The sequence below is a fragment of the Halomonas rhizosphaerae genome (assembly GCF_030010555.1).
GTDB classification, from domain to species: Bacteria; Pseudomonadota; Gammaproteobacteria; order Pseudomonadales; family Halomonadaceae; genus Halomonas; species Halomonas rhizosphaerae.
This window is the reverse complement of record NZ_JASCQP010000046.1, coordinates 13,818-36,605: the sequence shown is the minus strand read 5'-3', so window position 1 is coordinate 36,605 and position 22,788 is coordinate 13,818. Positions and strand designations below refer to the sequence as shown.

Sequence of the window (22,788 nt, the reverse complement as noted above, 5' to 3'; positions counted from 1 at the left end):
CGGCAGCGTGCCTGCCGGAACGTGCGACGGCCGGCAGCCTTGGGCTGCCGGCCGGATCAGGCGTCCGTGCCCAACGGGGTGTTACTTGAGGTCGCTGACCTCGAGCTTAGCCCGATTTTCAACCTTTTCACGGGTCTGCTCGCGCTCGGCTTCCGGCAGCGGGATCAGGCCCAGGTCACCCAGATAGCCACCCTCGCCGATCATGGTCTCGGAGACGAACATGTCCACGTAGTCGTACAGCGGCGGTACCTCCTCGGCGTGCTGGTTCTTGACGTAGAACCACAGCGAGCGGGCGATCGGGTAGTCCCCGGCGCTGATCGCCTCGGACTCCGGCTCCACGCCATCGATGGCGGTGCCGACCAGGGTATCGGGATTCTCGACCAGGAAGGAGTAGCCGAAGATGCCGAAGGCATCGGTGTCTTCGCTCAGGCGCTGGACGATCAGGTTGTCGTTCTCGCCGGCATCGATATAGACGCCGTCGGAACGAATGTCAGTGTAGGCCTCGCCACCGTAGGCCTCCATTTCCTCCGACGGGACTTCCATGGCGAGCTCCTCGAAGGCGTCACGGGTACCGGAGGTGCTGGGCGGGCCGTAGATGGAGATCTCGCGATCCGGCAGGGAGGCGTCGATCTCGCTCCAGTTGGTGTAGGGGTTGTCGACCAGCTCGCCATCGACCGGCACCTTGGCCGCCACGGCCAGGAACAGCTGCTCGAGGGTCAGCTCGATGGCCTCGTTGGTGCTGGACTGGGCGAAGACGATGCCGTCGGAACCGATCTTGACCTCGGTGACATCGGTCACGCCGTTCTCGAGGCAGCGCTCCAGCTCGGAGGCCTTGATGCGGCGGGAAGCATTGGAGATGTCCGGAGTGCCCTCGCCCACGCCGTTACAGAACAGGCGGATACCGCCGCCAGAGCCGGTAGACTCGATGACCGGCGTCGGATACTCGGTCACCGCGCCGAACTCCTCGGTCACATAGCTGGCGAACGGGTAGACGGTGCTGGAACCGACGATACGGATCTGGTCGCGGGCGTGGGCCACGGTGGCCACGCCCATGACGGCGGCGGCGATAGCAGTGGTCTTGAGGATGCGATTCATGGAGCGGTCTCCTGATGAGGACAGTGTGCAACCTTCACGGGTGACACCTTGCCCCAGACAGATGACAGCTTCATGACAGCCACACAGCCGCTTCCCATCTGCCGAGCAGGATGCACCCGCTACGATGCATACCCTGCCCCAGGGAGATGACACCCGCGTGACAGGATTCTTCCGCTGGACGACGCGGGAAAGCGTCGGGATGACGCTCAGGACTCGCTATCGTCTGCGGCCGCGTCAGGCGTGGCCTCTCGCCCCGCCAGTAGACGGATGCCCAGATTGGCCGCCAGCGAGGCGCCGAGCATGGTGCCCACCATCGGCCAGGCGCTGTCCACCTCGAAGGCGCCGACCAGCACCCCGGCCAGGGCGCCGCTGGAGAATTGCAGGCTGCCCTGCAGGGCGGCGGCGGTGGCGCTCATATGGTGGAAACGGTCGAGCAGCGAGGTGATGGCATTGGGGGCAATCAGGCCGATGGTCCCGGCGAACAGCATGATCAGTGGCACCATGGTGGCGAGCGACTCGAGCCCGGTGGCCACCACCAGCGCGAGTCCGATTCCGGCGGCCAGTTGGATACCCAGCCCCAGGCGCAGGTTCTGCAGGGGGGTGCGCCACCTCAGCAGGCGGATATTGAGGCGATTGGCGGCCACCATGACCACCACGTTGACGCCGAACACCAGCGGATAGAGCGACGGCGTCAGGCCGAAGTGCTCCAGATAGAGGAACGGCGAGGCGGTGACGAAGGCGAACAGCCCGGCGAAGGACATCGAGGCGGCGGCGATGAAGCCCATGGCCCGACGATCTCGAAGCACGCTGGCATAGTTGGCCAGCACTCGGGCCGGCGTTGCCGCGGAACGGCCGGGCGGTCGCGTCTCGGGCAGCCGGGTGCCCAGCAGCCACATCAGGAAACCGGCATAGGCGGCAAGGAACACGAAGATCAGCCACCAGTCGGCGAGATAGAGCAGCCCGCTGCCCACCACCGGCGCCACCAGTGGCGCCATCAGCATGATGATGGCCATGGTCGACATCACCTTGGCGGCTTCCCGGCCCTTGAAACAGTCGCGCACGATGGCCGCCGAGTTGACGACGGTAGCGCCACCGCCCAGCGCCTGGACGAAGCGCCAGCCCAGCAGCTCCCACAGCGAACTCGAGGTGGTGATCACCAGGCTGGCCAGCAGGAAGACCACCAGCCCACCCAGAAGCACCGGCTTTCGCCCCACCCGATCGGATACCGGGCCGAACACCAGCTGGCCCAGGGCAAAGCCGGCCAGGAAGGTGGAGAGCGACAGCTCCGTGTGATGGATGCTCGCGCCGATATGCTCGGCGATCGCCGACATGGCCGGCAGGTAGGCATCGATGGCGAAGGGCGCCAGGGCCGTATTGGCGGCCACCAGCAGCGCCACGCGTCGGGGGTTCAGGGTCAAGGCACCTCCATGGCAGGAACCGGTCAAACAGATAGTGGGCTAATGATACCCGAAACCCCGGCCCCTGCCTCGGCCGTCTATATTCGGCCACCTGGCCTTGCTAGAGTGACCCCCACGACAACCGGAGGGATCCCGCCATGGCAGATGACCTGCTTTCACAACTCAAGACCATGACCACCGTGGTCGCCGACACCGGTGACCTCGAGGCGATTCGCCGCTTCGAACCCACCGATGCCACCACCAACCCGTCTCTTATCCTCCAGGCGGCCCAGCAGGAGGCACGCCGTGCGCGGCTGGCCGAGATTGCCCGCCATGCGACCGACATCGACGATGCGCTGGACGCGGTGGCCGTGGAGATCGGCAGCGAAGTCAGCGCCCTGATCCCGGGCTTTGTCTCCACCGAGGTCAGCGCTCGCCTCTCCTTCGACACCGACGCCACCCTGGCGCGGGCCCGCTCGCTGATCGAGCGCTACGGGCGACACGGCGTCGGTCCCGAGCGCATCCTGATCAAGGTGGCGGCCACCTGGGAAGGCATCCGTGCCGCCCGGATCCTCGAGCGCGAAGGCATCCACACCAACCTCACCCTGCTGTTCAGCTTCGCCCAGGCCCGGGCCTGCGCGGATGCCGGCGTCACTCTGGTCTCACCCTTCGTCGGCCGGATCCTCGACTGGCACAAGGCGCATGAGCCCGACGCCGACTTCAGCGGCGACCGCGACCCGGGCGTGCAGTCCGTCAGGCGCATCTACGAGCACTTCAAGGGGCATGGCTACGACACCATCGTGATGGGCGCGAGCTTCCGCAACGCCGGCGAGATCATCGCCCTGGCCGGCTGTGACCGCCTGACCATCTCGCCCAAGCTGCTGGAAGAGCTGGCCGGCACCACCGGCAACCTGGAGCGTCGGCTCACGCCGCTGGATGCCGAGACCGGCGCCCCGGAGCCCCAGGACGAGGCGGAGTTCCGCTGGGAGATGAACGAGGATGCCATGGCCACCGAGAAGCTGGCGGAGGGCATCCGCAAGTTCATGGCCGACCAGCGCAAGCTGGAGGCGCTGCTGGGAGAACTTCGGAAGGGCTGACGGACCGGCACCGGCGAGGCCCCGGTCAGTGGTCGTGCGAGGCGGCCTCCTGGGCCTCGAGCATCTCGACGAGCGGCTGGAACTCCTCGCGATTATGCTCGTTCAGGCGCATCAGTATGCGGTGCGCCTCGAGAACCCGCCGGCGGGTCTCTTCGACGTCGGTGGGAACCTCGGGGAGGTCGCAGAGCTCACAGGTCTCGGTGATCGGTGTCTCCACCAGGGTGAAAATGCGCGAGAATCCCATGACGTCGAGCATCCGCCGGACATCCGGATTGTCGGCGATGATGGTCGGTCGCTCGGTGACACGCCCCTGCACCGCCATCGCCACCTTGGCGAGAAAGCCCAGGGCGGTGGAATCCACGTTGGTGGTATCGCGCAGGTCGATGATCAGCGTCTCGAGGCCCGGGGTCTCGGCCAGCTGCGTGGCCTGGCGGTCCAGGGTGGCACAGAGCGTCAGGCGCACGTCCCCGCACAGCTTCAGGACGAAGACCCCGGAATCGAACGCCGCCTTGATGCGGCCTTCATGATTTATCATTGCCAAATCCGCTCACCATCATGATCGTCAGGTCGTCTGGCAGTTCCTCGTGCCCCGGGGCGCTCTCGGCGACGCTTTCATCATCGTCCGCCAATGCGCCCAGTGCAAGACTGCCACGTAGGTCCTCCAGCGTCTCGCTGTCCAGGACCCGCCGCTCGAGTTCCCTGAGCCGTAGATCAAGCGTGTCGCCCGGCAGACACTCCAATATTCCATCCGAACACAGCCACAACCGGAAGTTCTCCGGCAGCTCGCAGCCCAGCCGCGGATAGTCGACTCCCGGAAAGAGACCGACCGGCATGCCCTCACCGGGCAGCGGCGTCACCTCCCCGTCGGTCACCAGCAGGGGCATGGGCAACTGAGCGCCCAGCGAATAGTGGAGATAACGACGTTGATGGTCAATGACCCCGACGAAGAGGGTCGCATGCTTGCCGATGCCGGCATCCAGCAGTTCGCGGTTGAGCGCCGCCAGCCAGCGTGGCGCCAGATCTTCGGGATCCTCGCCGTCCCACTCGTGCTGCCAGTGATTGGAGAGATACTTCAGCAGCACGGTGACGAAGGCCGAGGACGCGCCGTGCCCCGAGACATCGGCAAAATAGAACAGGCTGTAGCGCTCATTGAAGGCCTGGAAATCGAGGAAATCCCCGGAGAGGTAGAGCGAAGGCGCCAGCCAGTAGTCGAACGTGACATCGTTCAGGGTCTGCGGCCTCGGCGGCAGCAGCTTGCGCTGGATCTGCCCGCCGGCCTGCTGATCGAGGCGCAGCATCGCCAGGTGGGTCTCGAGGCTCTCGTTGAGCTCCTCCAGGTCCTCGTTGAGCTGGGCCAGGCGAGCGCGGTCATGCTCCCGTTCCGCGGCCAGGCGATGGACCTCGATGGCCTTGCCGATCATTCGCCGCAGCAGGGACCCATGGCGCAGCGGGTCGATGATGTAGTCCACCAGGCCGGCATCGACAGCGCGCAGCAGGTCGGCATCCTGGCGCTCGTCACTGACCACCAGCGTCGGCAGGCGTTCGGCGAGCCGCGTCCACTCGCCGCGGGGCACCGCCCTGGCATGGGCCACGATAAGGGCAGTGTCCGGGGGGAGTCCCTCGATGCTGTCGGCGGCATACACCGCCAGGCCGTCACGGGCGATGGTCTCGGCCAGGGCATCGCGCTCCGGCCCCGGTACGTCGATCACCCCGATCAGTTGCTTGGCTGGTGGCATGCTGTCATGGCCTCATTCGGCGAAGGCGTCATCGAAGTCGGCATCATCGAAGTCGAACTCCTCGCTGGCGAAGGGATCCTCGCCCTGTTCACCATCGCTGACCTCGAAGCGGCGCTGCTGCAGCCAGGTATCGCGGATGAAGCTGTAGCGGTCGCCGCGGATCAGCGCCTCCTGGTCGAGCAGCCCGGCCCGGGCATCGATCACCCTCAGGGCGGTGAGGCTCATGCGCACCTCGTCATCCTCCACGTAGGTGGTCGGATAGGTGTACATGTCCACCGGCAGGCCGGCGGTATCGCGCACCGTGCTCGGGCCGAGCAGCGGCAGCACCAGGTAGGCCCCTTCTCCCACGCCCCAGGTACCGAGCGTCTGGCCGAAGTCCTCCTCGCGCCCGGTGACCTCCATCCGCGAGGCGACATCGAACAGCCCGCCGATGCCGACCGTGCTGTTGATCAGGAAGCGACCGGTGGCCACGCTGGCATTGGTGCCCTTGCCCTGCAGCAGGCTGTTGAGCGCGGTGCGCGGCTCCCCCAGGTTGGAGAAGAAATTGCCGACGCCGGTCTCCACCGGGTCCGGGGTGATGAAGCGATAGCCCCGGGCGAGCGGCTTGAGCGCGTAGCGGTCGACCACGTCGTTGAAGGCGAACACCTTGCGGTTGAACCCCTCCCAGGGGTCATCGGGGTTTCGCTCGCGCACCTCGCCGCTGGAGGCGCATCCTGCGGTGGCCACCAGCAACAACGCCAGCGCCCCGCGCCCGACCCATCTCGTCAGACCCTGTTTCATCGGCTTGCTCGCCTCCCAGCGGTTCCCTGTCATGACGCTCATTGGCGACGCACCACCACACTGCCGGCACTGTATCCCGCGCCGAAGGAACAGACCACCCCGAGTGCGCCGCGTGGCAGGTCGTCCCGATGCAGGTGGAAGGCGATGATCGAGCCCGCCGAGCTGGTGTTGGCGTAGCGATCGAGGATGATCGGCGCCTGTTCGGAGCTCGGATCATGGCCCAGCACGCGCCGGGCGATGAGGTCGTTCATGTGGCGGTTGGCCTGGTGCAGCCAGAGTCGCGACAGGTCGCCGCCGGTAAGCTCGAGGCTCGCCAGGTGATCGGTGATCAGCGCGGCCACCAGCGGACAGACCTCCTTGAAGACCCGCCGGCCCTCCTGGACGAAGAGCTTGTCGATGGCCTGCGGGTCGCTGTCGGTGACCCGGTTGAGGAAGCCGGCGTTGTTGCGGATGGCGTTCGAGAAGCGCGTCACCAGGCGCGTGCCGAGGATCTCGAAGCGTTCCTCGGCCGTGGCCACCTCCTCGCTCTCCAGCACGATGGCGGTGCAGGCATCACCGAAGATGAAGTGGCTGTCGCGATCCCGGAAGTTGAGGTGCGCCGAGCAGATCTCCGGGTCGACCACCAGTGCACGCTTGACGCTGCCGGCGCGAATGGCATTGGCGGCGGTCTCGATGGCAAAGGTCGCCGAGCTGCAGGCGACGTTCATGTCGAAGGCGTAGCCGCCCGCACCGAGCGCATCCTGGAGTTCCACCGCGACGGCCGGATAGGGCCGCTCCAGGTTGGAACAGGCGACGATGACCAGCTCGATATCCGTGGCCTCGACGCCCGCCGCATCGAGGGCGTCGCGCGACGCGGCCAGGCCCATCTCGCACTGGAGGGAGGGCACGTCATTGCCGCGCTGCGGCAGCCGGGGACGCATCCGCGCGGGATCGAGGATACCCTCGGCATCGAGCACGTAACGGCTGTGGATGCCCGAGGCCTTGACGATGAACTCGGTACTGGAGTGCGGCAGTGGCTCACGCTCACCGGCGGCGATGGCGTCGGCATGGCGCGCGTTCTCGGCGTCCACCCAGGCGTTGAACGAGGCCACCAGGGCCGCGTTGTCGATGGCGTGCGGCGGGGTGAAGAGCCCCGTGCCGGTGATCACCACTTGGCTCATGCGTGTCTCCCTGTGAGTTCTGTCCAGCGCTTCTCGAGGCGCTTGGTGGAGACCGGGAACTTCGTGCCCAGCTGCTGGGCGAAGAGCGAGACCCGCAGCTCCTCGATCCACCAGCCGAACGCCACCAGCGCCGGGTCCTCCACGCCGCCGCGTCGCTCGCTCTCGCGGCGCGCGGCCAGGCGGGCCTCGAAGTCCTGGACCTCCTGCATGTGCATCTGGTCGCGCATGCGCTCCCTCGGCGCCTTCTCCAGGCGGGTCAGCGCCGCTTCCATGTAGCGGGGGTACTCCTCGAGCCACTCCCCGGCCTCGCTGACGAAACCGGGATGCACCAGCCGCTGCATCTGGGCCTTGAGGTCACTGTAGACCAGCGCCAGGGCCAGGTTCAGCTGTCCCTTGAGCGCCTTGGTCACGGCCAGGTGCCCCTTGAGCGCCTGCTCCAGCGTAGTCACCAGGGTCTCCGCCCGGGGCAGCAGTGCATCACGCTGTGCCTCGAGGCGCTGTTCAAGCTCGTTTCGAGAGCGCGGCAGCGGGTCGGTGGCCACCACCTGGCGGAACACCGCTGCCACCACGTCCTCGACGAGCTCTCGCTTGCTGCCGACCCTGGCGAACAGCAGCGCACAGGTCTCGAGGCCCTTGAGGCGTTCGATGGCCCGCACCTGGTCGGGCAGGCGCTCCATGGCCGCCCTGACCACGCCGCGGCGATGGGCCTCGCGGGCCTTGTCGGGATGGTCGAAGAGCTCGACCCGGAAGGCCTCCTTGGCGGGCACCAGCGCCGGGTAGGCCTCCACCCGGATGCCGGCCTGGGTGGTGACCCGGGACTCGGGCAATGGCGTCTCGGGCAGGGCCTCGAGCTCGCCTTCGCTGCTGGCCTGCTCGGCCAGGGCTCGGGCGCCCTCCCCCGCGGCGGCCTCGAAGCGGCGCTCCAGTTCGCGAGCATCGCGGCCCTGGCCCAGGGTACGGCCCTGGTGGTCCACCACCCGCAGGTTCATCACCAGGTGCGGTTCCAGCTGGTCGAGGCGCCAGTCATCGGGGTGGAGGCGCACCCCGGTCCGGCGGCGAAGGAACTCGCCCAGCGCCTCGGTGAGCGGCACGTCGTCCGGCGTCATGGTCTCGAGGGCGGCGTCGACCCAGTCGGGAATCGGCACCACCTGGCGGCGTACCGCCTTGGGCAGCGACTTCATCAACGCGATGCACTTCTCGCGCAGCAGGCCCGGGACCAGCCACTCGAGCCGCGCCAGGGGCAGCTGGGGCAACATGGCCGCCGGCACGGTGAGCGTCACGCCATCGTCTGCCGCCCCGGGCTCGAAGTGGTAGGAAAGCGGATAGCGCACCCCACCCAGCACCAGCTCGTCAGGGTAGTCGGCCTCGGTGACCTCCCCGGCCTCCCGGGCCAGCAGGGCCGCGCGGTCGAACTTCAGGATGTCGGGGTTCTCGCGCTCGGCCTTCCGACGCCAGGCCTCGAAGCCCTTGCCGTTGACGATCTCCTCGGGGATGCGCTCATCGTAGAAGGCGAACAGGGTCTCCTCGTCGACCAGGATATCGCGCTTGCGGGCGCGGTCCTCGAGGTCCTCGACCTCCTCCACCAGTGCCCGGTTGTGGGCGAAGAACGCGCCACGGGTCTTGAATTCGCCCTCCACCAGCGCCCGGCGGATAAAGAGCTCTCTCGACTGTGCCGGATCGATCGGACCGAAATGTACCTTGCGTCCGGCGACGATCGGCAGGCCGAAGAGCGTGACCTGTTCGGTGGCGACCACCTGGGCGCGCTTCTTCTCCCAGTGCGGTTCGGCATAGGCACGCTTCACCAGATGGCCGGCCAGCGGCTCGATCCACTGGGGCTCGATCCTGGCCACGGTACGGGCGAAGAGCCGGCTGGTCTCGACAAGCTCGAAGGCCATCAGCCACTTGGGGGACTTCTTGGCCAGCCCCGACCCCGGATGGATGACGAACTTGCGGTTGCGGGCCCCCAGGTACTCGCGATTCTCGGTGGCGAGCCCCAGGTGCGAGAGCAGCCCGGTGAGCAGGGCCTGATGCAGAGCCACGGCACTCTCGCGGCGGGCCTCCTGGCGGGCCTTGTCGTCCCTGTCCGGCTCATCGGCGGCCGGCCGCGGGGCCGGCGGGGGCACCTCGATCTCCATGTCGCGCAGCAGCTGGCGCAGCTGGCGAAAGGTGTCGTGCCACTCGCGCAGGCGCAGGTAGTTGAGGTAGTGCTCCTTGCACCAGCGCCGCAGCCGATTGCCGGAGAGCGCCTCCCGGGCGGCCTCGAAGCCGTTCCAGAGGTTGAGCAGGGCCACGAAGTCGGAGTCCGGGTCCTGCCAGCGGCGGTGGGCCTGGTCGGCGGCCTGGCGCTTGTCGGCCGGCCGGTCGCGGGGGTCTTGCACCGCCAGGCCGGCGACCACGATCAGCACCTCGCGCAGCCCCCCCTGCTCGGCGCCCGCCAGCACCATGCGCGCCAGGCGAGGGTCGATGGGCAGCCGCGCCAGCTTGCGCCCCAGCGGGGTCAGGCGACTGTTTCCGTCCACCGCGCCCAGTTCGAACAGCAGCCGGAAGCCATCGGTGACGAAGCGCGAATCCGGCGGATCGACGAAGGGGAAGGCCTCGATGTCACCGAGCTTCAGCGACAGCATCGAGAGGATCACCGAGGCCAGGTTGGTACGGCGGATCTCGGGGTCGGTGAACGCGGGCCGGGCGAGGAAGTCCTCCTCGTCGTAGAGGCGGATGCAGACCCCTTCGGCTACGCGCCCGCAGCGGCCCTTCCGCTGGTTGGCGCTGGCCTGGCTGACCGGCTCCACCGGCAGGCGCTGGATCTTGGCCTTGTAGCTGTAGCGACTGAGACGCACGAGCCCCGGGTCGATGACGTAGCGGATCCCCGGCACGGTGAGCGAGGTCTCCGCCACATTGGTGGAGAGCACGATGCGCCGCCCCGCATGGGGGGCGAAGACGCGGTTCTGCTCGGCATTGGAGAGTCGCGCGTAGAGCGGCAGGATCTCGGTGCCCGTGAGGTCGGCGCGGCGCAGGGTATCGGCAGTCTCGCGGATCTCGCGCTCGCCGGGCAGGAACACCAGGATGTCGCGTGGGCCATGGAACCAGCGCTGGTCCCGCTCGACCTGCTCGATCTCCTCCACGGCGTGGAGGATCCCCTCCTGCAGGGTACGATCCTCCTCGTCATCATCATCGCGCACCAGCGGCCGGTACCGCACCTCGACCGGGTAGGTGCGCCCGGAGACCTCCACCACCGGCGCCGGCCGGACTCGCCCCTGATCGTCCGGGCGCCCGAAGTGCTCGGCGAAGCGGGCCACGTCGATGGTCGCCGAGGTGATGATCACCTTGAGGTCGGGACGCCGTGCAGTGAGGCGCTTGAGGTAGCCGAGCAGGAAGTCGATGTTGAGGCTACGTTCGTGGGCCTCGTCGATGATGATGGCCTCGTAGCCCATCAGGTCCGGGTCGTGGCGGGTCTCGGCGAGCAGGATACCGTCGGTCATCAGCTTGATCAGGGTGTCGTCGCTGCTCTGGTCGGTGAAGCGCACCTGGTAGCCCACCTGCTCGCCCAGCGGTACCTGGAGCTCCTCGGCGAGGCGACTGGCCACCGAGCGAGCCGCCAGGCGCCGCGGCTGGGTGTGACCGATCAGCCCGCGGCGCCCCAGGCCCAGCTCCAGGCAGAGCTTGGGCAACTGGGTGGTCTTGCCCGAGCCGGTTTCGCCGGCCACCACCACCACCTGATGCTCGCGCAGGGCCTCGAGGATGTCCTCCCGACGCTCCGCCACCGGCAGCGATGGCGGGTACTCGAGGGTCACCGGCCGCGCCCGGCGACGTTCCACCTGCTGCCGCGAACGCTCGAGCGCGCGTCGCACCTCGGCTAGGCCGCGATCCACGGGCTTGCCCTCCCTCAGGCGACGGCGCAGCCCGCGCAGGCGCTTGTCCAGGGTCGGGACGTCGCGGCGCAGGGCGTCGGCGAGGTCGCGGGTCAGGGCGTCTAGCTCGGCGGCATGCTGGACATTCGCCGCGGGGGCCTGGCGGGTCTCGGCGGTCACGGTCTCGACAATCGTCTCCGGGTCACGGTCATCAACAAAACGGCCCGCCCGGGACTCCCGGAGCGGGCCGTGCATTGTAACGCCGAGGTCACGGCGGCGCCTAATCGGGACCATCAAGCGTGCCTATCAGGTTGCAAGAAGGAAGCTATCGTATTTCACGCTTTTTCGCTGAACATGACAGCGTCTGTGGCCGCCGGGATCATTCACCGGTCTTCTCGCGCTCCTCGTCGCGCAACTGGCGACGCAGGACCTTGCCCACGTTCGTCTTGGGCAACTCGTCGCGGAACTCCACGTGCCTGGGTACCTTGTAGCCGGAGAGATCCTTCTTGCACCAGGCCCGCAGGGTCTCGGCATCGAGGGACTCGTCCCGGGCGACGACGAACAGCTTGATCGCCTCACCGCTGGTCTCGTCGGGCACCCCCACGGCCGCGGACTCGATCACGCCCGGATGGGCCGCCACCACGTCCTCGATCTCGTTGGGGTACACGTTGAAGCCGGAGACCAGGATCATGTCCTTCTTGCGGTCGACGATGCGGATGTAGCCATCCGCCTGGAGCACGGCAATGTCCCCGGTGTGGAACCAGCCCTGGTCGTCGATCACCCGCGCGGTCTCCTCGTCACGGCTCCAGTAGCCTTTCATCACCTGGGGCCCCCTGACGCAGAGCTCCCCGGCGGTATCGAGGGGCGCATCCTGGCCATCGGCGTCCACCACCTTCACCTCGGTCCCGGCCACCGGCTTGCCGATGGTGCCGAGTTGGATGGCATCCACCGGATTGAAGCTGACGATGGGCGAGGTCTCGGTCAGGCCGTAGCCCTCGGCCACCGGACAGCCGGTGACCTCCTCCCAGCGCTGCGCGGCCGCCCGGGTCAGGGCCATGCCGCCGGAGATCGTCAGGTGCAGCCGGGAGAAGTCGAGACGGCGGAAGTCCTCGCGGTTGCACAGAGCATTGAAGAGGGTGTTGAGCCCGATGAAGCCGGTGAAGGAGAGCCCCTTGAGGGTCTTGACGAACGTATCCAGGTCACGGGGATTGGTGATCAGCACCGAGTGGTTGCCGGTCTCCATCATGAACAGGCAGTTCACCGTGAAGGTGTAGATATGGTAGACGGGCAGCGGCGCGATGATGGTCTCCGCACCGTCGGTCAGCGCCGGGCCAATGGCCTGGCGGGCCTGGAGCATGTTGGCCACCAGGTTGCGATGGGTCAGCATGGCGCCCTTGGCCAGCCCTGTGGTGCCGCCGGTGTACTGGAGTGCGGCGATGTCGTCGGGGCCGCGTGTCACCTCCTGGTGACGACGCCCGGCGCCCACCCGGAGAGCCTGTCTCATCGGCGTGGCACCGGGCAGCGAGTAGGCGGGCACCATCTTCTTGACGTGCTTGACCACGGCATTGATCAACTGGCGCTTCGGGAAGCCGTGCAGGTCGCCAAGCTCCGTCACCACCACATGCTGGATATCGGTGCGCTCGAGGATCCGTTCGAGCTTGTCGGCCATGTTGGCCAGGATGACGATGGCGCGGACCCCGGAGTCCTTGAACTGGTGGGCCATCTCTCGCTCGGTATAGAGCGGGTTGGTGTTGACCACCACCAACCCTGCCCGCAGGGCACCGAAGACCGCCACCGGGAATTGCAGCACATTGGGCAGCTGGATGGCGATGCGATCCCCCGGCTGCAGGGTGGTCTCGTGCTGGAGCCAGGCGGCAAAGTCACCGGAGAGACGATCGAGCTCTGCATAGGTCAGCACCCGATCCATGCAGCTGAACGCCGGTTTGTCGGCAAAGCGCGCCACGGAGGAGTGGAAGACATCCATCACCGAGGCGTAGTCGTCGAGTCCCTCCAGGGGCTGACCGGTCAGGATGGCGGGCTTGGCGTTCTCGCTCATGGGTGGTCTCCACGCTGCGGCTGATCTCATCAGCGGACTTGTTGTTCTGTGCGCCTACCTTATACCAGCGGCTTCGCGACTGTAAAACAAACGATTGAAACTTACGTTTTAAATCGTGCCTGTATCAGGCCACCCTTCCAGACCAGCAGCTCGCCGGGGTCCATGCGCACCCACTCCTCGTTATCGGTGAGCGGCTCGGTGGCAATTACCGAGACCACATCGTCGGGCGTGGTGTGCTCGGCGAAGTTGACCGTCAACTCGGCATCCGAGAGGCTTGCCCGGCCGAAGGGCGCCCGCCGCGTGATGTGGGCCAGCTTGGTGGAACAGTAGGTGTAGAGGCAGTCGCCATCGGCCAGCAGCAGGTTGAAGACCCCCAGGCCACGAAGCCGTTCACAGAGCCCGTGGAGGGTCCCCCAGAAGGCGTGGCGCTGGGCGTCATCCTCCGGCGGGTCGGGGAAGGCGCCGCGCAGCTCGCCGAGCAGCCAGCAGAAGGCATGCTCGCTGTCGGTGCTGCCCACCGGGCGATAGTACGAGTGCGGCAAGGCCTGCCAGTCGGCGAGCTGGCCATTGTGGGCGTAGCACCAGGGGCGCCCCCACATCTCGCGGACGAAGGGGTGAGTATTGGCCAGGCGTACCTGGCCGACATTGGCCTGTCGGATATGGCTGATGACGATGTTCGACTTGATCGGGTAATCGCAGATCAGCCGGGCGATGGGGGAGTGTACCGAAGGATGGGGATCGCGGAAGTCCCGATAGCCACCCTCCTCGTAGAAGGCGATGCCCCAGCCGTCACGGTGTGGCCCGGTCCCCCCACCACGGTGCAGGAAGCCGGTGAAGCTGAAGCAGATGTCGGTGGGCACGTTGGCGCTCATCCCCATAAGCTCACACATGGGGTTCCTCCCGGCGGACGGGGCGTCGCGCATGGCGACGCCGGATCAGGCTGATCACCAGCCACACAAGCACAAACAGCGCCACGGCGCCCCACAGTCGCGGGTCGCGGCGATGCGCCTCCCACAGCCGCTGCAGGCCCGGTACCCCCGCCTGCCACAGGTCATGCGCCTGCTCGGTCACCCCATTGACCCATGCGACGAAGCGGTCGGCGGCATGTTCGGCCGTGGTTTCGGGGGGCGGCAGTGAGGGTTCGCTGCGCTCCCCGTCCTCGACGCGCTCGGTGCCGAGGGTCGGCCCGGCCACGTCCGCCAGATCGATGCCGATGCGCCCTTCGGGATTGAGCATCAGGCGCGGCAGGGTCAACTCGCGGGTCTCGCCATCCAGCGTGATGGTAGCATCAAGCAGCAGGGGCTGACTCAGCGCCTCGTCGAGCTCGGGCAGCTCGAGATGCCAGCGCGAGGCCCCGACCGCTCGGGCCTCGAGACGCTCTCCCTGCAACTCGCCATGGATCTCGGTATTGTCGCGATTCAGCCGGGGATGCTCGGCGGCCAGCACCACCCGTCCCTCCCGGGGTCGATGCACCGCCCCGATGGCCGGCAGCACGTTCACCGCCTGCACCCGCTGGCGGTGGAACCCCTCCCCTTCGGCCCGGAACACCAGGCGCGCATTGCCGATCAGCGCCGGTGCCGGCAGGCGGCCACGGAAGCGCCCCTCCTCGGCCTGTAGCGTGACCCGGGACTGTACCTCGCCCTCCGCATCCTGCAGCGAGACCGAGAGGGTGGGTTCCTCGTCCTCCTCGCCGAGGGGGTCACCGTCTCGCTCCACCCAGGCCTCCACCGGCACCTCGAAGCCCAGATAGAGGGTGGTCGGCAGATCGGCGGTACGCAGATGAAGAGACGAGGCGACGTTGATGCGACTGCCCTCGCCCACCGGCCCCTCCAGGCGCCACTCGCCGACCTGGGGGTCAGGCACCCGGATCAGGTCGAAGCGCGGCTCCACCTGCCAGCGAATGTCGTCCGGCGCCTCGTCGGCCCGGTAGCGCGTGCCGTCCGGTGCGACCAGGCTCAGGGGGCCATCATCGGGCTCATGGAAGACCAGCGCCGAGAAGGTTTCCACGCTGTCGTCGATGACGAAGCGCCCCTCCTCCAGCGGCACCTGGTCGGCGGGGAAGATACGCTCGACGATGTCGAGGAAGGCGCCCAGCAGCCTCTCGGGATTCTCCGCGAGTGCCGCCAGGCCGCCGGTGGACTGGGCCAGTCGCTCCACCAGGGCCAGGTCGGCCTGGTCCGAGAAGGCGATGGCATGGATGGTCACCCCATGGTCGGCCAGTTCGGCGGCCAGTTCGTCCACCAGTCGACGACGCGAGGCATCGTCGACCTCCGGCTTGGCGCCCCGGGCCGGTGACAGGTCGATCACGCCATCGGTGAGCAGCACCAGGTGACGCCAGCCGTTGGCCTCGGCCCTTGCCGCCTCACGAAGGGCCACTTCGATATCGGTGTACTGCTGGTAATCCTGCAGGGCCGGCGGCAGGGTCAGAGCCCTGTCGCGCCAGGCCGCATCCACCTCGCCCAGCGGCAGGGGGTTGTCGACCGTCTCACCGAAGGTCCAGACCCCCGCCGTGGCGCCGTTGGGTAGCAGCGCTACCAGCATGTCCAGGGCACTGAGCGACAGACGGTCGGGATCGTTCTCCTTCATGCTGCCGGAGACATCGACCACCACCCGCACGTCAGGTCGCTCCTCGCCGCCGACCTGTGCCGACGCCAGGCTCGCCCACATCCACAAGGCGAGGCCGATTGCAAGCACCCAGGTCAGCCGGCTGCAGGGCCTTTCCATGCCATACCCGCCCATCGGGGCTCCTTAGCCGATCATCGGCTCCTGGCGCTCGCCCCGGCCACCTCGGCGGCGGCCGGCGGGCGCCTCGTCATCCATCTCCACGTAGTCATCGTCATCGAGGGTGTCGCGATGACGGCCACGCCACCACAGCAGCAGCCCCACCAGGACACCCAGCGCGGCCCCCACCGCAACCAGCAGGGCAGCCGGCATGAAGGCCGCGCCGTTGCCCTCGAGGGAGGCCACGGCCGCCACCACCACCGCCGGAGCGAAGCCGGTGTAGAACTCGCCCTCCTCCAGCAGCGGCAGGCGGAAATGGGCCGGCGTCCACATCACGCCGGCCACCAGCCAGGTGATCACCAGCCGCGGCAACCGCGGCAGGAAGGCCAGCCCCAGGTAGCCGGTCAGCAGCACCACCAGCGACAACACGACATAGACCAGCCATAGTAGGGATATCGAATCCGAAATCAGCATCACGACCTCGCGACCTGTGCGTCCACGACGCACGTTCTTGAAAATACACTGAGTATGGTACATCTCGCGCAATGAAAGCACAGCCGCCACGTGACCAGGCCCCCGAGACGCCTGCCGACGACCCCGTCACCCGCTTCCGCCACGCCGACGACCCGGCGTGGCACTGGCTGGAGAACCGCGATGATCCGGCGGTCGCCGATTTCCTGGAGGCGGCCAATCAGGCGTCGCGCCGCTGGTTCGCCCCCCTCGACGACCTGGTCGAGCGCCTCTACCACGGCCACCTGGCCCGCCGCGAACTGGCCGTCCACGGGCTGAGGACCCCGCTTGACCACTACACGGTGTGGAGCGAGACGGCGGTGGACGCCGACTACCCGGTCTGGTGGCGCCATCCCAATGGCGACCCCGATGGCGCGGAGTGCTTCCTCGACCTGCAGGCCAGGGCCAGCGAGCACGACTTCCTCGAGGTGGGTGACATGGCCCTCTCTCCGGACGAGGCCTGGCTGGCCTGGACCGAGGACACCCGCGGCGACGAGACCTACACGCTCTACCTCAAGCACCTGCCCGGCGGTGAGCCCGGGGTGCTGCTCGAGGAGATCGGCCCCGAGATCGGCTGGGCCGAGGACAACGCCACCCTGCTCTTCACCCGCTATGATGCCACCCAGCGCCCCGAGAGCATCTGGCGCCTGCCCCTGGAGGCCGGCAGGGCAGGCGAGCCGGCACTGGTGCTGCGCGAGGAGGATCCGGAGTTCTGGCTGGGCCTGGGCAAGACCCGCTCCCGTGAGTGGCTGGTCCTGGAGAGCGCTTCCAAGGACACCAGCGAGAGCCACCTGATCCCCGCCCGGGCACCGTCCACCGCGCCGCGCTGCTTCCGCCCCCGGGAAAGCGGGGTGGAGTACGCCCTGGATCACCGCCCGGGCCACTTCTATGTGCTGCACAACCGCGAGGCCACCCACTTCCGGCTGGACGTTCTGGCCGAACCCCGGCTGGGCGAGGCCGACCCCGCCACCGCCTGGCAGCCGCTGATCGCCCATCGCGACGATGACACTCTGGAAGGCGTCGACGCCTTCGACTGGGGGGTGGTGATCACCGAGCGCGACCACCACGAGGCCCAGGTGCACCTGCGCGTCCTCGAGCTGGATCCCGACCACGCCATCACCCGCGACGAACGACTGCCACTGCCGGAGCTGCCCTGCAGCCTGGCACTGGGCGACGCGCCCCACTTCGATACCCGCCGCCTGCGCCTGCGCGAGGAGTCCTTCACCCTGCCGGTGAGCTGGCTCGAACATGACCTGGACAGCGGCCAGCGGCGTATCCTCAAGCAGCAGCCCATCCATGGCGACCTTAGGCCCGAGCAGCTGGTCTGCGAGCGGCTCTGGGCGACCTCGCACGACGGCGAGCGGGTCCCCGTCTCCGTGGTGATGCGCGCGGACCTGGCCGGCCACCCGCTGCCCACCCTGCTCTACGGCTACGGCGCCTACGGCGAGGTGCTCGACCCCTGGTTCTCGGTTGCCCGGCTCGAGCTGCTGGCACGCGGTGCGGCCTTTGCCGTGGCGCATGTGCGCGGCGGCGGCGATCGCGGCGAGCCCTGGTACCTGGCCGGCAAGCTCGAGCACAAGGCGAACAGCTTCCATGACTTCCTCGCCGCTCGGGACGCCCTGGTCGAGAAGGGCTTCAGCGACGGCGAACGCATTGCGGCCTATGGTGCCAGTGCCGGGGGGCTGCTGGTCAGCGCCAGCCTCAACCTGGCCCCGGGGGCCTTCTGTGCCGCGGTCCTCGACGTGCCCTTCGTCGACGTGCTTCGCACCATGGAGAACCCTGACCTGCCTCTCACCACCGCGGAATACACCGAATGGGGCGACCCCCGCGAACCCGAGGCACGACGGCGCATCGGCGACTACTCACCGCTGGACAACCTCTCGGCACAGCCCTGGCCGGCCGTATTCCTGCAGGGCAGCTGGCACGACACCCGGGTGCCCTACTGGGAACCCGCCAAGCTCTATGCCCGCCTCAAGGAACTGGGCCGCGACCAGGCCGGTGAGGACCATACATCGACAGACCGTCCCATCCTGCTGCGTACCGACATGGCCGCCGGGCACGGCGGGGCCTCGGGACGCTTCAAGGCCTGGCACGACAACGCCCGCCAGGATGCCTTCATCCTCTGGGCGCTCGGGCTCGAGGGCAGGGATGCCTGACCCCCTGATCAATGGACCCGGCCGATGCCGGGTCCTGTTCGCGCTGATCAGGATACAGAGGCGTCAACTGCCACCGCCGGCACCACCACCGGCACCGCCGCCTGCACCACCGCCGGAGCCGCCACCGGCACCACCGCCGGAACCGCCACCGGAACCACCGCCGGAACCGCCACCGGAACCACCGCCGGAGCCGCCACCGGAACCACCGCCGGAGCCGCCACCGGAACCACCGCCGGAACCACCGCCGGAGCCGCCACCGGCACCACCACCAGATCCGCCACCGGAACCACCGCCGGAGCCGCCACCGGAACCACCGCCAGAGCCGCCACCGGAACCACCGCCATCACTCCCTCCAAAGAGGTTATCGCCGCCACTACCATCATCGCCGCTGCCGTCATCGCCACTGCTACTACCATCATCGCCGCCGCCATCATCGCCGCTGCCATCATCGCCGGCGCCATCATCGCCGCTGCCATCAGCGCCGCCGCCATCATCGCCGCTGCCATCATCGCCGCTGCCATCATCGCCGGCGCCATCATCGCCGCTGCCATCAGCGCCGCCGCCATCAGCGCCGCTGCCATCAGCGCCGCCGCCATCATCGCCGCCGCCATCACCTGCGACGCCACCACCGGCGACGCCACCACCGGCTCCGCCAGCAGCCACGGTCGCCAAGCCGCCGTCACCTCCGGTGCCTAGACCAGCATTGGCGTCGTTACCAGCCCCGGGCGGGAAAAGCAGCAACAACTCTTCGGGGCTCTGCCGTGTCGGCAGCCACGCCAGGATCTGGTCCATCTCCTGGTCGTCGAGCACCCTGCCCTCGTACATGAGGTCATTGAACATCGCGGCCAGTTCGTCGTCGCTGAGCGGATCCGTACCCCATGGAGACGACTGTGCCGACGCGCCTGATGAGGCAAGGGCTCCCATCGCCACCACCAGCGCAAGCTTCCTGAAGCCTTTCATGATTCTTCCCCTCTGCGTTATCCCATGCTCTCGGGCCTGACCCGTCACACTCGCCGTGAACAACAATTTGTTACACACAGCAAAGCATCGTAGCCGACCATGAACAACGCCATAGGACGGAGACATGAATGAGCGTCACAGAAGGGTGAATCGGAATGCCTACCTGGGTACGAAGGATCTCATGCGTCGAGCCATCGGCAGTCAAGCCGCGTCACATCACGCATCAATGGGCAGGATGGCGATGATGTGCTCCTCGAGTTCCTCTTCGGGAACCTCGCGCTGCGAGACGGCGAAGCTGCGCACGCTGATGCCCTTGCGGTGCATGCGCTCCGGCCCCCCGGCGATCAGCGGGTGCCACGCGGCGAGCTTGCGCCCTTCCGCCACCCGTCGGTAGGCGCAGGACCTCGGCAGCCAGCGGAAATCGTCGATGCGCTCTGGGGTCAATTGCGTGCAGTCGGGCACCCTCGCGAACCGATGGGCATAGTCACTGCAGCGACAGCTGTGGATATCCAGCAGTTCACAGGCGACGTTGAGCACCGCCAGGTCGCCGGAGGCCTCGTCCTGGAACTTGAGCAGGCAGCACTGGCCACAGCCGTCGCACAACGCCTCCCACTCCTCGTCGGTGAGCTCCTCCAGGTCGAAGCGCTCCCAGAACCGGTCTCTCATGATCTCTCCTGCGCGACTGGGGCGCGGCTCGGTGTCGAATAGGATCCCGCGAGTCTCGCGCGGCATCGGGGGCGATAAAAGCGAGTTTCGCGCAGCGTCGGGCGCGATAAAAGCGAATTTCGCGCGGCGGCGGGCGCGATAAACTAGTCGCGTGCCTCGGTGGGGGTGCGATGGAGGTCCAGCAGGTAGTCCTCCTTGGCCGGCGGCATCTGCAGGTAATAGCCCTTCTCGCGGATGGCGGCCATGACGTCCGCTGCCCTGGCCCGCCCCAGCGATTTCTCGGGGGTAAGGATCAGGGTCATGGCCGGCAACGGCTTGCCGAACTGCTCGAGCAACGCCTCGGGCACCTCCACGAGGCCCTGGCGCTTGTCCACGTAGAGATACATCTGCTCCTTGCGCGAGCTCTTGAAGACCTCGCACAGCAGCTTGTTACCGCGCATGCGGTCATCGCTCATCGGGATACCTCCTCGAGGGCCGCCGTCAGGCCCGCATTCAGTCGGTCGCCGCGCCAGCCCCCGGGCAGCGGCAGCGGCTGGCCCGTGAGATCGGCACCCACCAGGGCCTCCAGATCACGCCGTTTCAGCAGCACCTCCGGCGCCACGCCGAGCGTTTCCGCCTCGGCATTCACTACCTTCTTCAGTGCCTTGAGGCGCTGCTTGAATTCGGGGGCCATGGGCGAGAGCGGGGCCGGCGGCAACTCGCTCTCGTCGACGCTCAGCGCCTCGCGTACCAGCCTAAGGAGCTCATCGCCCTCGCGCTTGACCAGGGGCGGCTTGAGGCCCTCGACCCGGGCCAGCTCATAGCGGTTTTCCGGCAACTGCTCGGCGATGGCGTAGAGCAGCCGGTCGGGCACCAGCCACCCCCGAGGCACATCGCGACGTCTGGCTTCCCCCTCGCGCCAGCGGGTCAGGCGTCGGTAGGCCTCCACCTGGCGCGGCAAGAGCCGCCACAGCTGGCGATGGCGCAGGTACCACTGGCCATCGGCGGCGTCGCTGCGGGCCGACTGAGCCACCAGGTCGGCACAGTCCGCCTCGACCCAGGACCGACGGCCCTGGCGCTCCAGCGCCTCCCGCTGGTGCTGCCACACCTGCAGCAGGTAGACCACGTCGAGGGCGGCATAGAGCCGCTGGGTCTCGCTGAGCGGGCGCTTGAGCCAGTCGGAGCGGGTCTCGTCCTTGGGCAGTGTCTCGCCGACCCAGAACTCCACCAGCTTCTGGTAGCCCATGGAGGGCACCTCGCCGAGCAGCGACTGGGCGATCTGGGTATCCACCAGCGGCGCGACCGGCACGCCGGCCCAGTGGGCGAAGACCTCGAGGTCCTCGCTGGAGGCATGCAGCAGCTTGAGGGGGCCGGACGAGAGCAGCCGCCGGAAGGCCTCGGTACAGGCCACCTCCAGGGGGTCCACCAGGAAGGCGGGGCCGCCTGCGGTGAACTGGATCAACGCCGGCACCGGATGGAAGGTACTCTCGCGGAAGAACTCGGTGTCCAGGGCGATGACGTCGGCCGACGCCACCTCGGCGCAGGCGGCATCGAGGGCCTCGGGGGTATCGATCCAGCGAATCTCGGGGGTCAGTGGCATGCAGGATTCCGGCAGGGAAAGGGGCGTCACTCGCCCCTGAAGGGCAGGCGACCATTGAAGGCGCGGCTCAGGGTGCCACCGTCGACGTACTCGAGCTCACCGCCCATGGGGACACCGTAGGCCAGCCGCGAGAGACTTACGCCGAGGGGCGAGAGCTGGGCGGCGATGTAGTGGGCGGTTGCCTCGCCCTCCACGGTGGGGTTGGTGGCAAGCACCACCTCCTCCACGCCCCCCTCGGCGACGCGTGCCTCGAGCTGGTCGAGGCCGATGTCCTCGGGGCCGATGCCGTCCAGCGGCGAGAGGTGGCCATGCAGCACGAAGTAGCGGCCGCGGTAACCGCCGGCCTCCTCGATGGCCAGCTGGTCGGCGGGAGATTCCACCACGCAGAGAACATCATCGTCGCGACGCGCACTGGAGCAGATGCTACAGACGTCTTCCTCGGTGAGGGTCCGGCAGCGTCGGCAATAGCCGACCTGCTCCAGCGCCACGCCCAGCGCCTCCACCAGGCGCCGACCGCCGTCCCGGTCACGCTCGAGCAGGTGCATGGCCATGCGCTGGGCCGTCTTGGGCCCGACACCCGGCAGCACGCGCAACGACTCCATCAGTCTCTCGACCAGCGGGGAAAAGCTCATCGGCGGTCCGTCTCGGCGTCGATCAGAAGGGCATCTTGAAGCCCGGCGGCAGGTTGAGGCCGGCCGTCGCCTCCTCCATCTTGGCCTTGGAACTGGCCTCCACCTTGCGCACCGCGTCGTTCACGGCCGCGGCCAGCAGGTCCTCGAGCAGCTCCTTGTCCTCTTCCATGACGCTGGGGTCGATGTCGACCTTGCTCACGTCATGGCGTCCGTTCATGGTCACCTTGACCATGCCGGCTCCGGCTTCGCCCAGAACCTCGGCCTTGGCGACCTCCTCCTGGACGCGCTGCATCTTCTCCTGCATCTCCTGGGCCTGCTTCATCAGGTTGCCCATTCCACCCTTCATCATGGCGGAGTCCTCTCGTGGTTGGTGTGATCGGTGGCAGCGGTGCGGC

General features: G+C 67.8%; 19 protein-coding genes. 3 read left to right on the top strand and 16 right to left on the bottom strand.

Translation table 11 applies throughout. The features are described from left to right. Positions 1–81: 81 nt before the first annotated feature. Both QLQ83_RS19300 and QLQ83_RS19295 read right to left on the bottom strand, forming a co-directional pair. Positions 82–1,095 carry a substrate-binding domain-containing protein gene (locus QLQ83_RS19300; RefSeq protein WP_282737106.1) on the bottom strand — a complete coding sequence of 338 codons (1,014 nt, stop codon included), beginning with the start codon at positions 1,093–1,095 and terminating at the stop codon, positions 82–84. 206 nt (positions 1,096–1,301) lie between these two features. Next, positions 1,302–2,513 carry a Bcr/CflA family multidrug efflux MFS transporter gene (locus tag QLQ83_RS19295; RefSeq protein ID WP_282737105.1) on the bottom strand — a complete coding sequence of 404 codons (1,212 nt, stop codon included), beginning with the start codon at positions 2,511–2,513 and terminating at the stop codon, positions 1,302–1,304. Between the two features lie 137 nt (positions 2,514–2,650). Between QLQ83_RS19295 and tal the strand changes: the two genes are divergently transcribed. Continuing rightward, on the top strand, positions 2,651–3,589 hold the full coding sequence (tal, locus tag QLQ83_RS19290; protein ID WP_282737104.1) for a transaldolase: 939 nt from the start codon (positions 2,651–2,653) through the stop codon (positions 3,587–3,589). A gap of 25 nt (positions 3,590–3,614) precedes the next feature. Here the strand turns inward: tal and QLQ83_RS19285 are convergent, their stop codons facing one another. The 9 genes from QLQ83_RS19285 to QLQ83_RS19245 form a co-directional block, all read right to left on the bottom strand. Beyond that, positions 3,615–4,124 carry an STAS domain-containing protein gene (locus tag QLQ83_RS19285; protein ID WP_282737103.1) on the bottom strand — a complete coding sequence of 170 codons (510 nt, stop codon included), beginning with the start codon at positions 4,122–4,124 and terminating at the stop codon, positions 3,615–3,617. Beyond that, on the bottom strand, positions 4,111–5,325 hold the full coding sequence (locus QLQ83_RS19280; protein ID WP_282737102.1) for a PP2C family protein-serine/threonine phosphatase: 1,215 nt from the start codon (positions 5,323–5,325) through the stop codon (positions 4,111–4,113). Before QLQ83_RS19280 ends, QLQ83_RS19285 begins: the two co-directional genes overlap by 14 nt. Before the next feature lie 12 nt (positions 5,326–5,337). Then, positions 5,338–6,105: an MlaA family lipoprotein gene (locus QLQ83_RS19275; protein WP_282737101.1), complete on the bottom strand. Its 768-nt coding sequence runs from the start codon at positions 6,103–6,105 to the stop codon at positions 5,338–5,340. A gap of 38 nt (positions 6,106–6,143) precedes the next feature. Beyond that, positions 6,144–7,265: a beta-ketoacyl-ACP synthase III gene (locus QLQ83_RS19270; protein ID WP_282737100.1), complete on the bottom strand. Its 1,122-nt coding sequence runs from the start codon at positions 7,263–7,265 to the stop codon at positions 6,144–6,146. Continuing rightward, positions 7,262–11,293: an ATP-dependent RNA helicase HrpA gene (hrpA, locus tag QLQ83_RS19265; protein ID WP_411971145.1), complete on the bottom strand. Its 4,032-nt coding sequence runs from the start codon at positions 11,291–11,293 to the stop codon at positions 7,262–7,264. The genes QLQ83_RS19270 and hrpA overlap by 4 nt, the downstream gene beginning before the upstream one ends. 199 nt (positions 11,294–11,492) lie before the next feature. Next, a complete protein-coding gene (locus tag QLQ83_RS19260) occupies positions 11,493–13,169 on the bottom strand; it encodes an AMP-binding protein (protein ID WP_282737099.1) in 1,677 nt (558 codons plus the stop codon). Positions 13,170–13,270: 101 nt separating this feature from the next. After that, positions 13,271–14,059, bottom strand: coding sequence for a class II glutamine amidotransferase (locus QLQ83_RS19255; protein WP_282737098.1), 789 nt, complete (start codon positions 14,057–14,059; stop codon positions 13,271–13,273). Further along, the gene (locus QLQ83_RS19250; protein WP_282737097.1) at positions 14,052–15,893 is read right to left on the bottom strand and encodes a vWA domain-containing protein; all 1,842 of its coding nucleotides are present in this window, start codon (positions 15,891–15,893) and stop codon (positions 14,052–14,054) included. Before QLQ83_RS19250 ends, QLQ83_RS19255 begins: the two co-directional genes overlap by 8 nt. A 24-nt stretch (positions 15,894–15,917) precedes the next feature. Next, a complete protein-coding gene (locus QLQ83_RS19245) occupies positions 15,918–16,364 on the bottom strand; it encodes a hypothetical protein (RefSeq protein ID WP_282737096.1) in 447 nt (148 codons plus the stop codon). Between the two features lie 71 nt (positions 16,365–16,435). Here QLQ83_RS19245 and QLQ83_RS19240 point away from each other — a divergent pair, with 71 nt between their 5' ends. Both QLQ83_RS19240 and QLQ83_RS19235 read left to right on the top strand, forming a co-directional pair. Continuing rightward, positions 16,436–18,556, top strand: a complete 2,121-nt coding sequence (locus QLQ83_RS19240) for a S9 family peptidase (protein WP_282737095.1) — start codon at positions 16,436–16,438, stop codon at positions 18,554–18,556. A gap of 24 nt (positions 18,557–18,580) precedes the next feature. Continuing rightward, positions 18,581–19,252, top strand: a complete 672-nt coding sequence (locus QLQ83_RS19235; RefSeq protein WP_282737094.1) for a hypothetical protein — start codon at positions 18,581–18,583, stop codon at positions 19,250–19,252. Positions 19,253–19,732: 480 nt separating this feature from the next. On the opposite strand, the gene QLQ83_RS19230 is transcribed toward QLQ83_RS19235, so the two are convergent. The 5 genes from QLQ83_RS19230 to QLQ83_RS19210 form a co-directional block, all read right to left on the bottom strand. Then, positions 19,733–20,182, bottom strand: coding sequence for a YcgN family cysteine cluster protein (locus QLQ83_RS19230; RefSeq protein WP_282737093.1), 450 nt, complete (start codon positions 20,180–20,182; stop codon positions 19,733–19,735). A gap of 143 nt (positions 20,183–20,325) precedes the next feature. After that, positions 20,326–20,637, bottom strand: coding sequence for a YcgL domain-containing protein (locus QLQ83_RS19225; protein ID WP_282737092.1), 312 nt, complete (start codon positions 20,635–20,637; stop codon positions 20,326–20,328). Beyond that, a complete protein-coding gene (rnd, locus tag QLQ83_RS19220) occupies positions 20,634–21,761 on the bottom strand; it encodes a ribonuclease D (RefSeq protein WP_282737091.1) in 1,128 nt (375 codons plus the stop codon). The genes QLQ83_RS19225 and rnd overlap by 4 nt, the downstream gene beginning before the upstream one ends. Positions 21,762–21,787: 26 nt before the next feature. After that, on the bottom strand, positions 21,788–22,393 hold the full coding sequence (gene recR / locus QLQ83_RS19215) for a recombination mediator RecR (protein WP_282737090.1): 606 nt from the start codon (positions 22,391–22,393) through the stop codon (positions 21,788–21,790). Positions 22,394–22,415: 22 nt separating this feature from the next. Next, complete coding sequence (locus tag QLQ83_RS19210) at positions 22,416–22,742, bottom strand: YbaB/EbfC family nucleoid-associated protein (RefSeq protein WP_282737089.1); 327 nt, start codon at positions 22,740–22,742, stop codon at positions 22,416–22,418. Positions 22,743–22,788 lie beyond the last annotated feature (46 nt).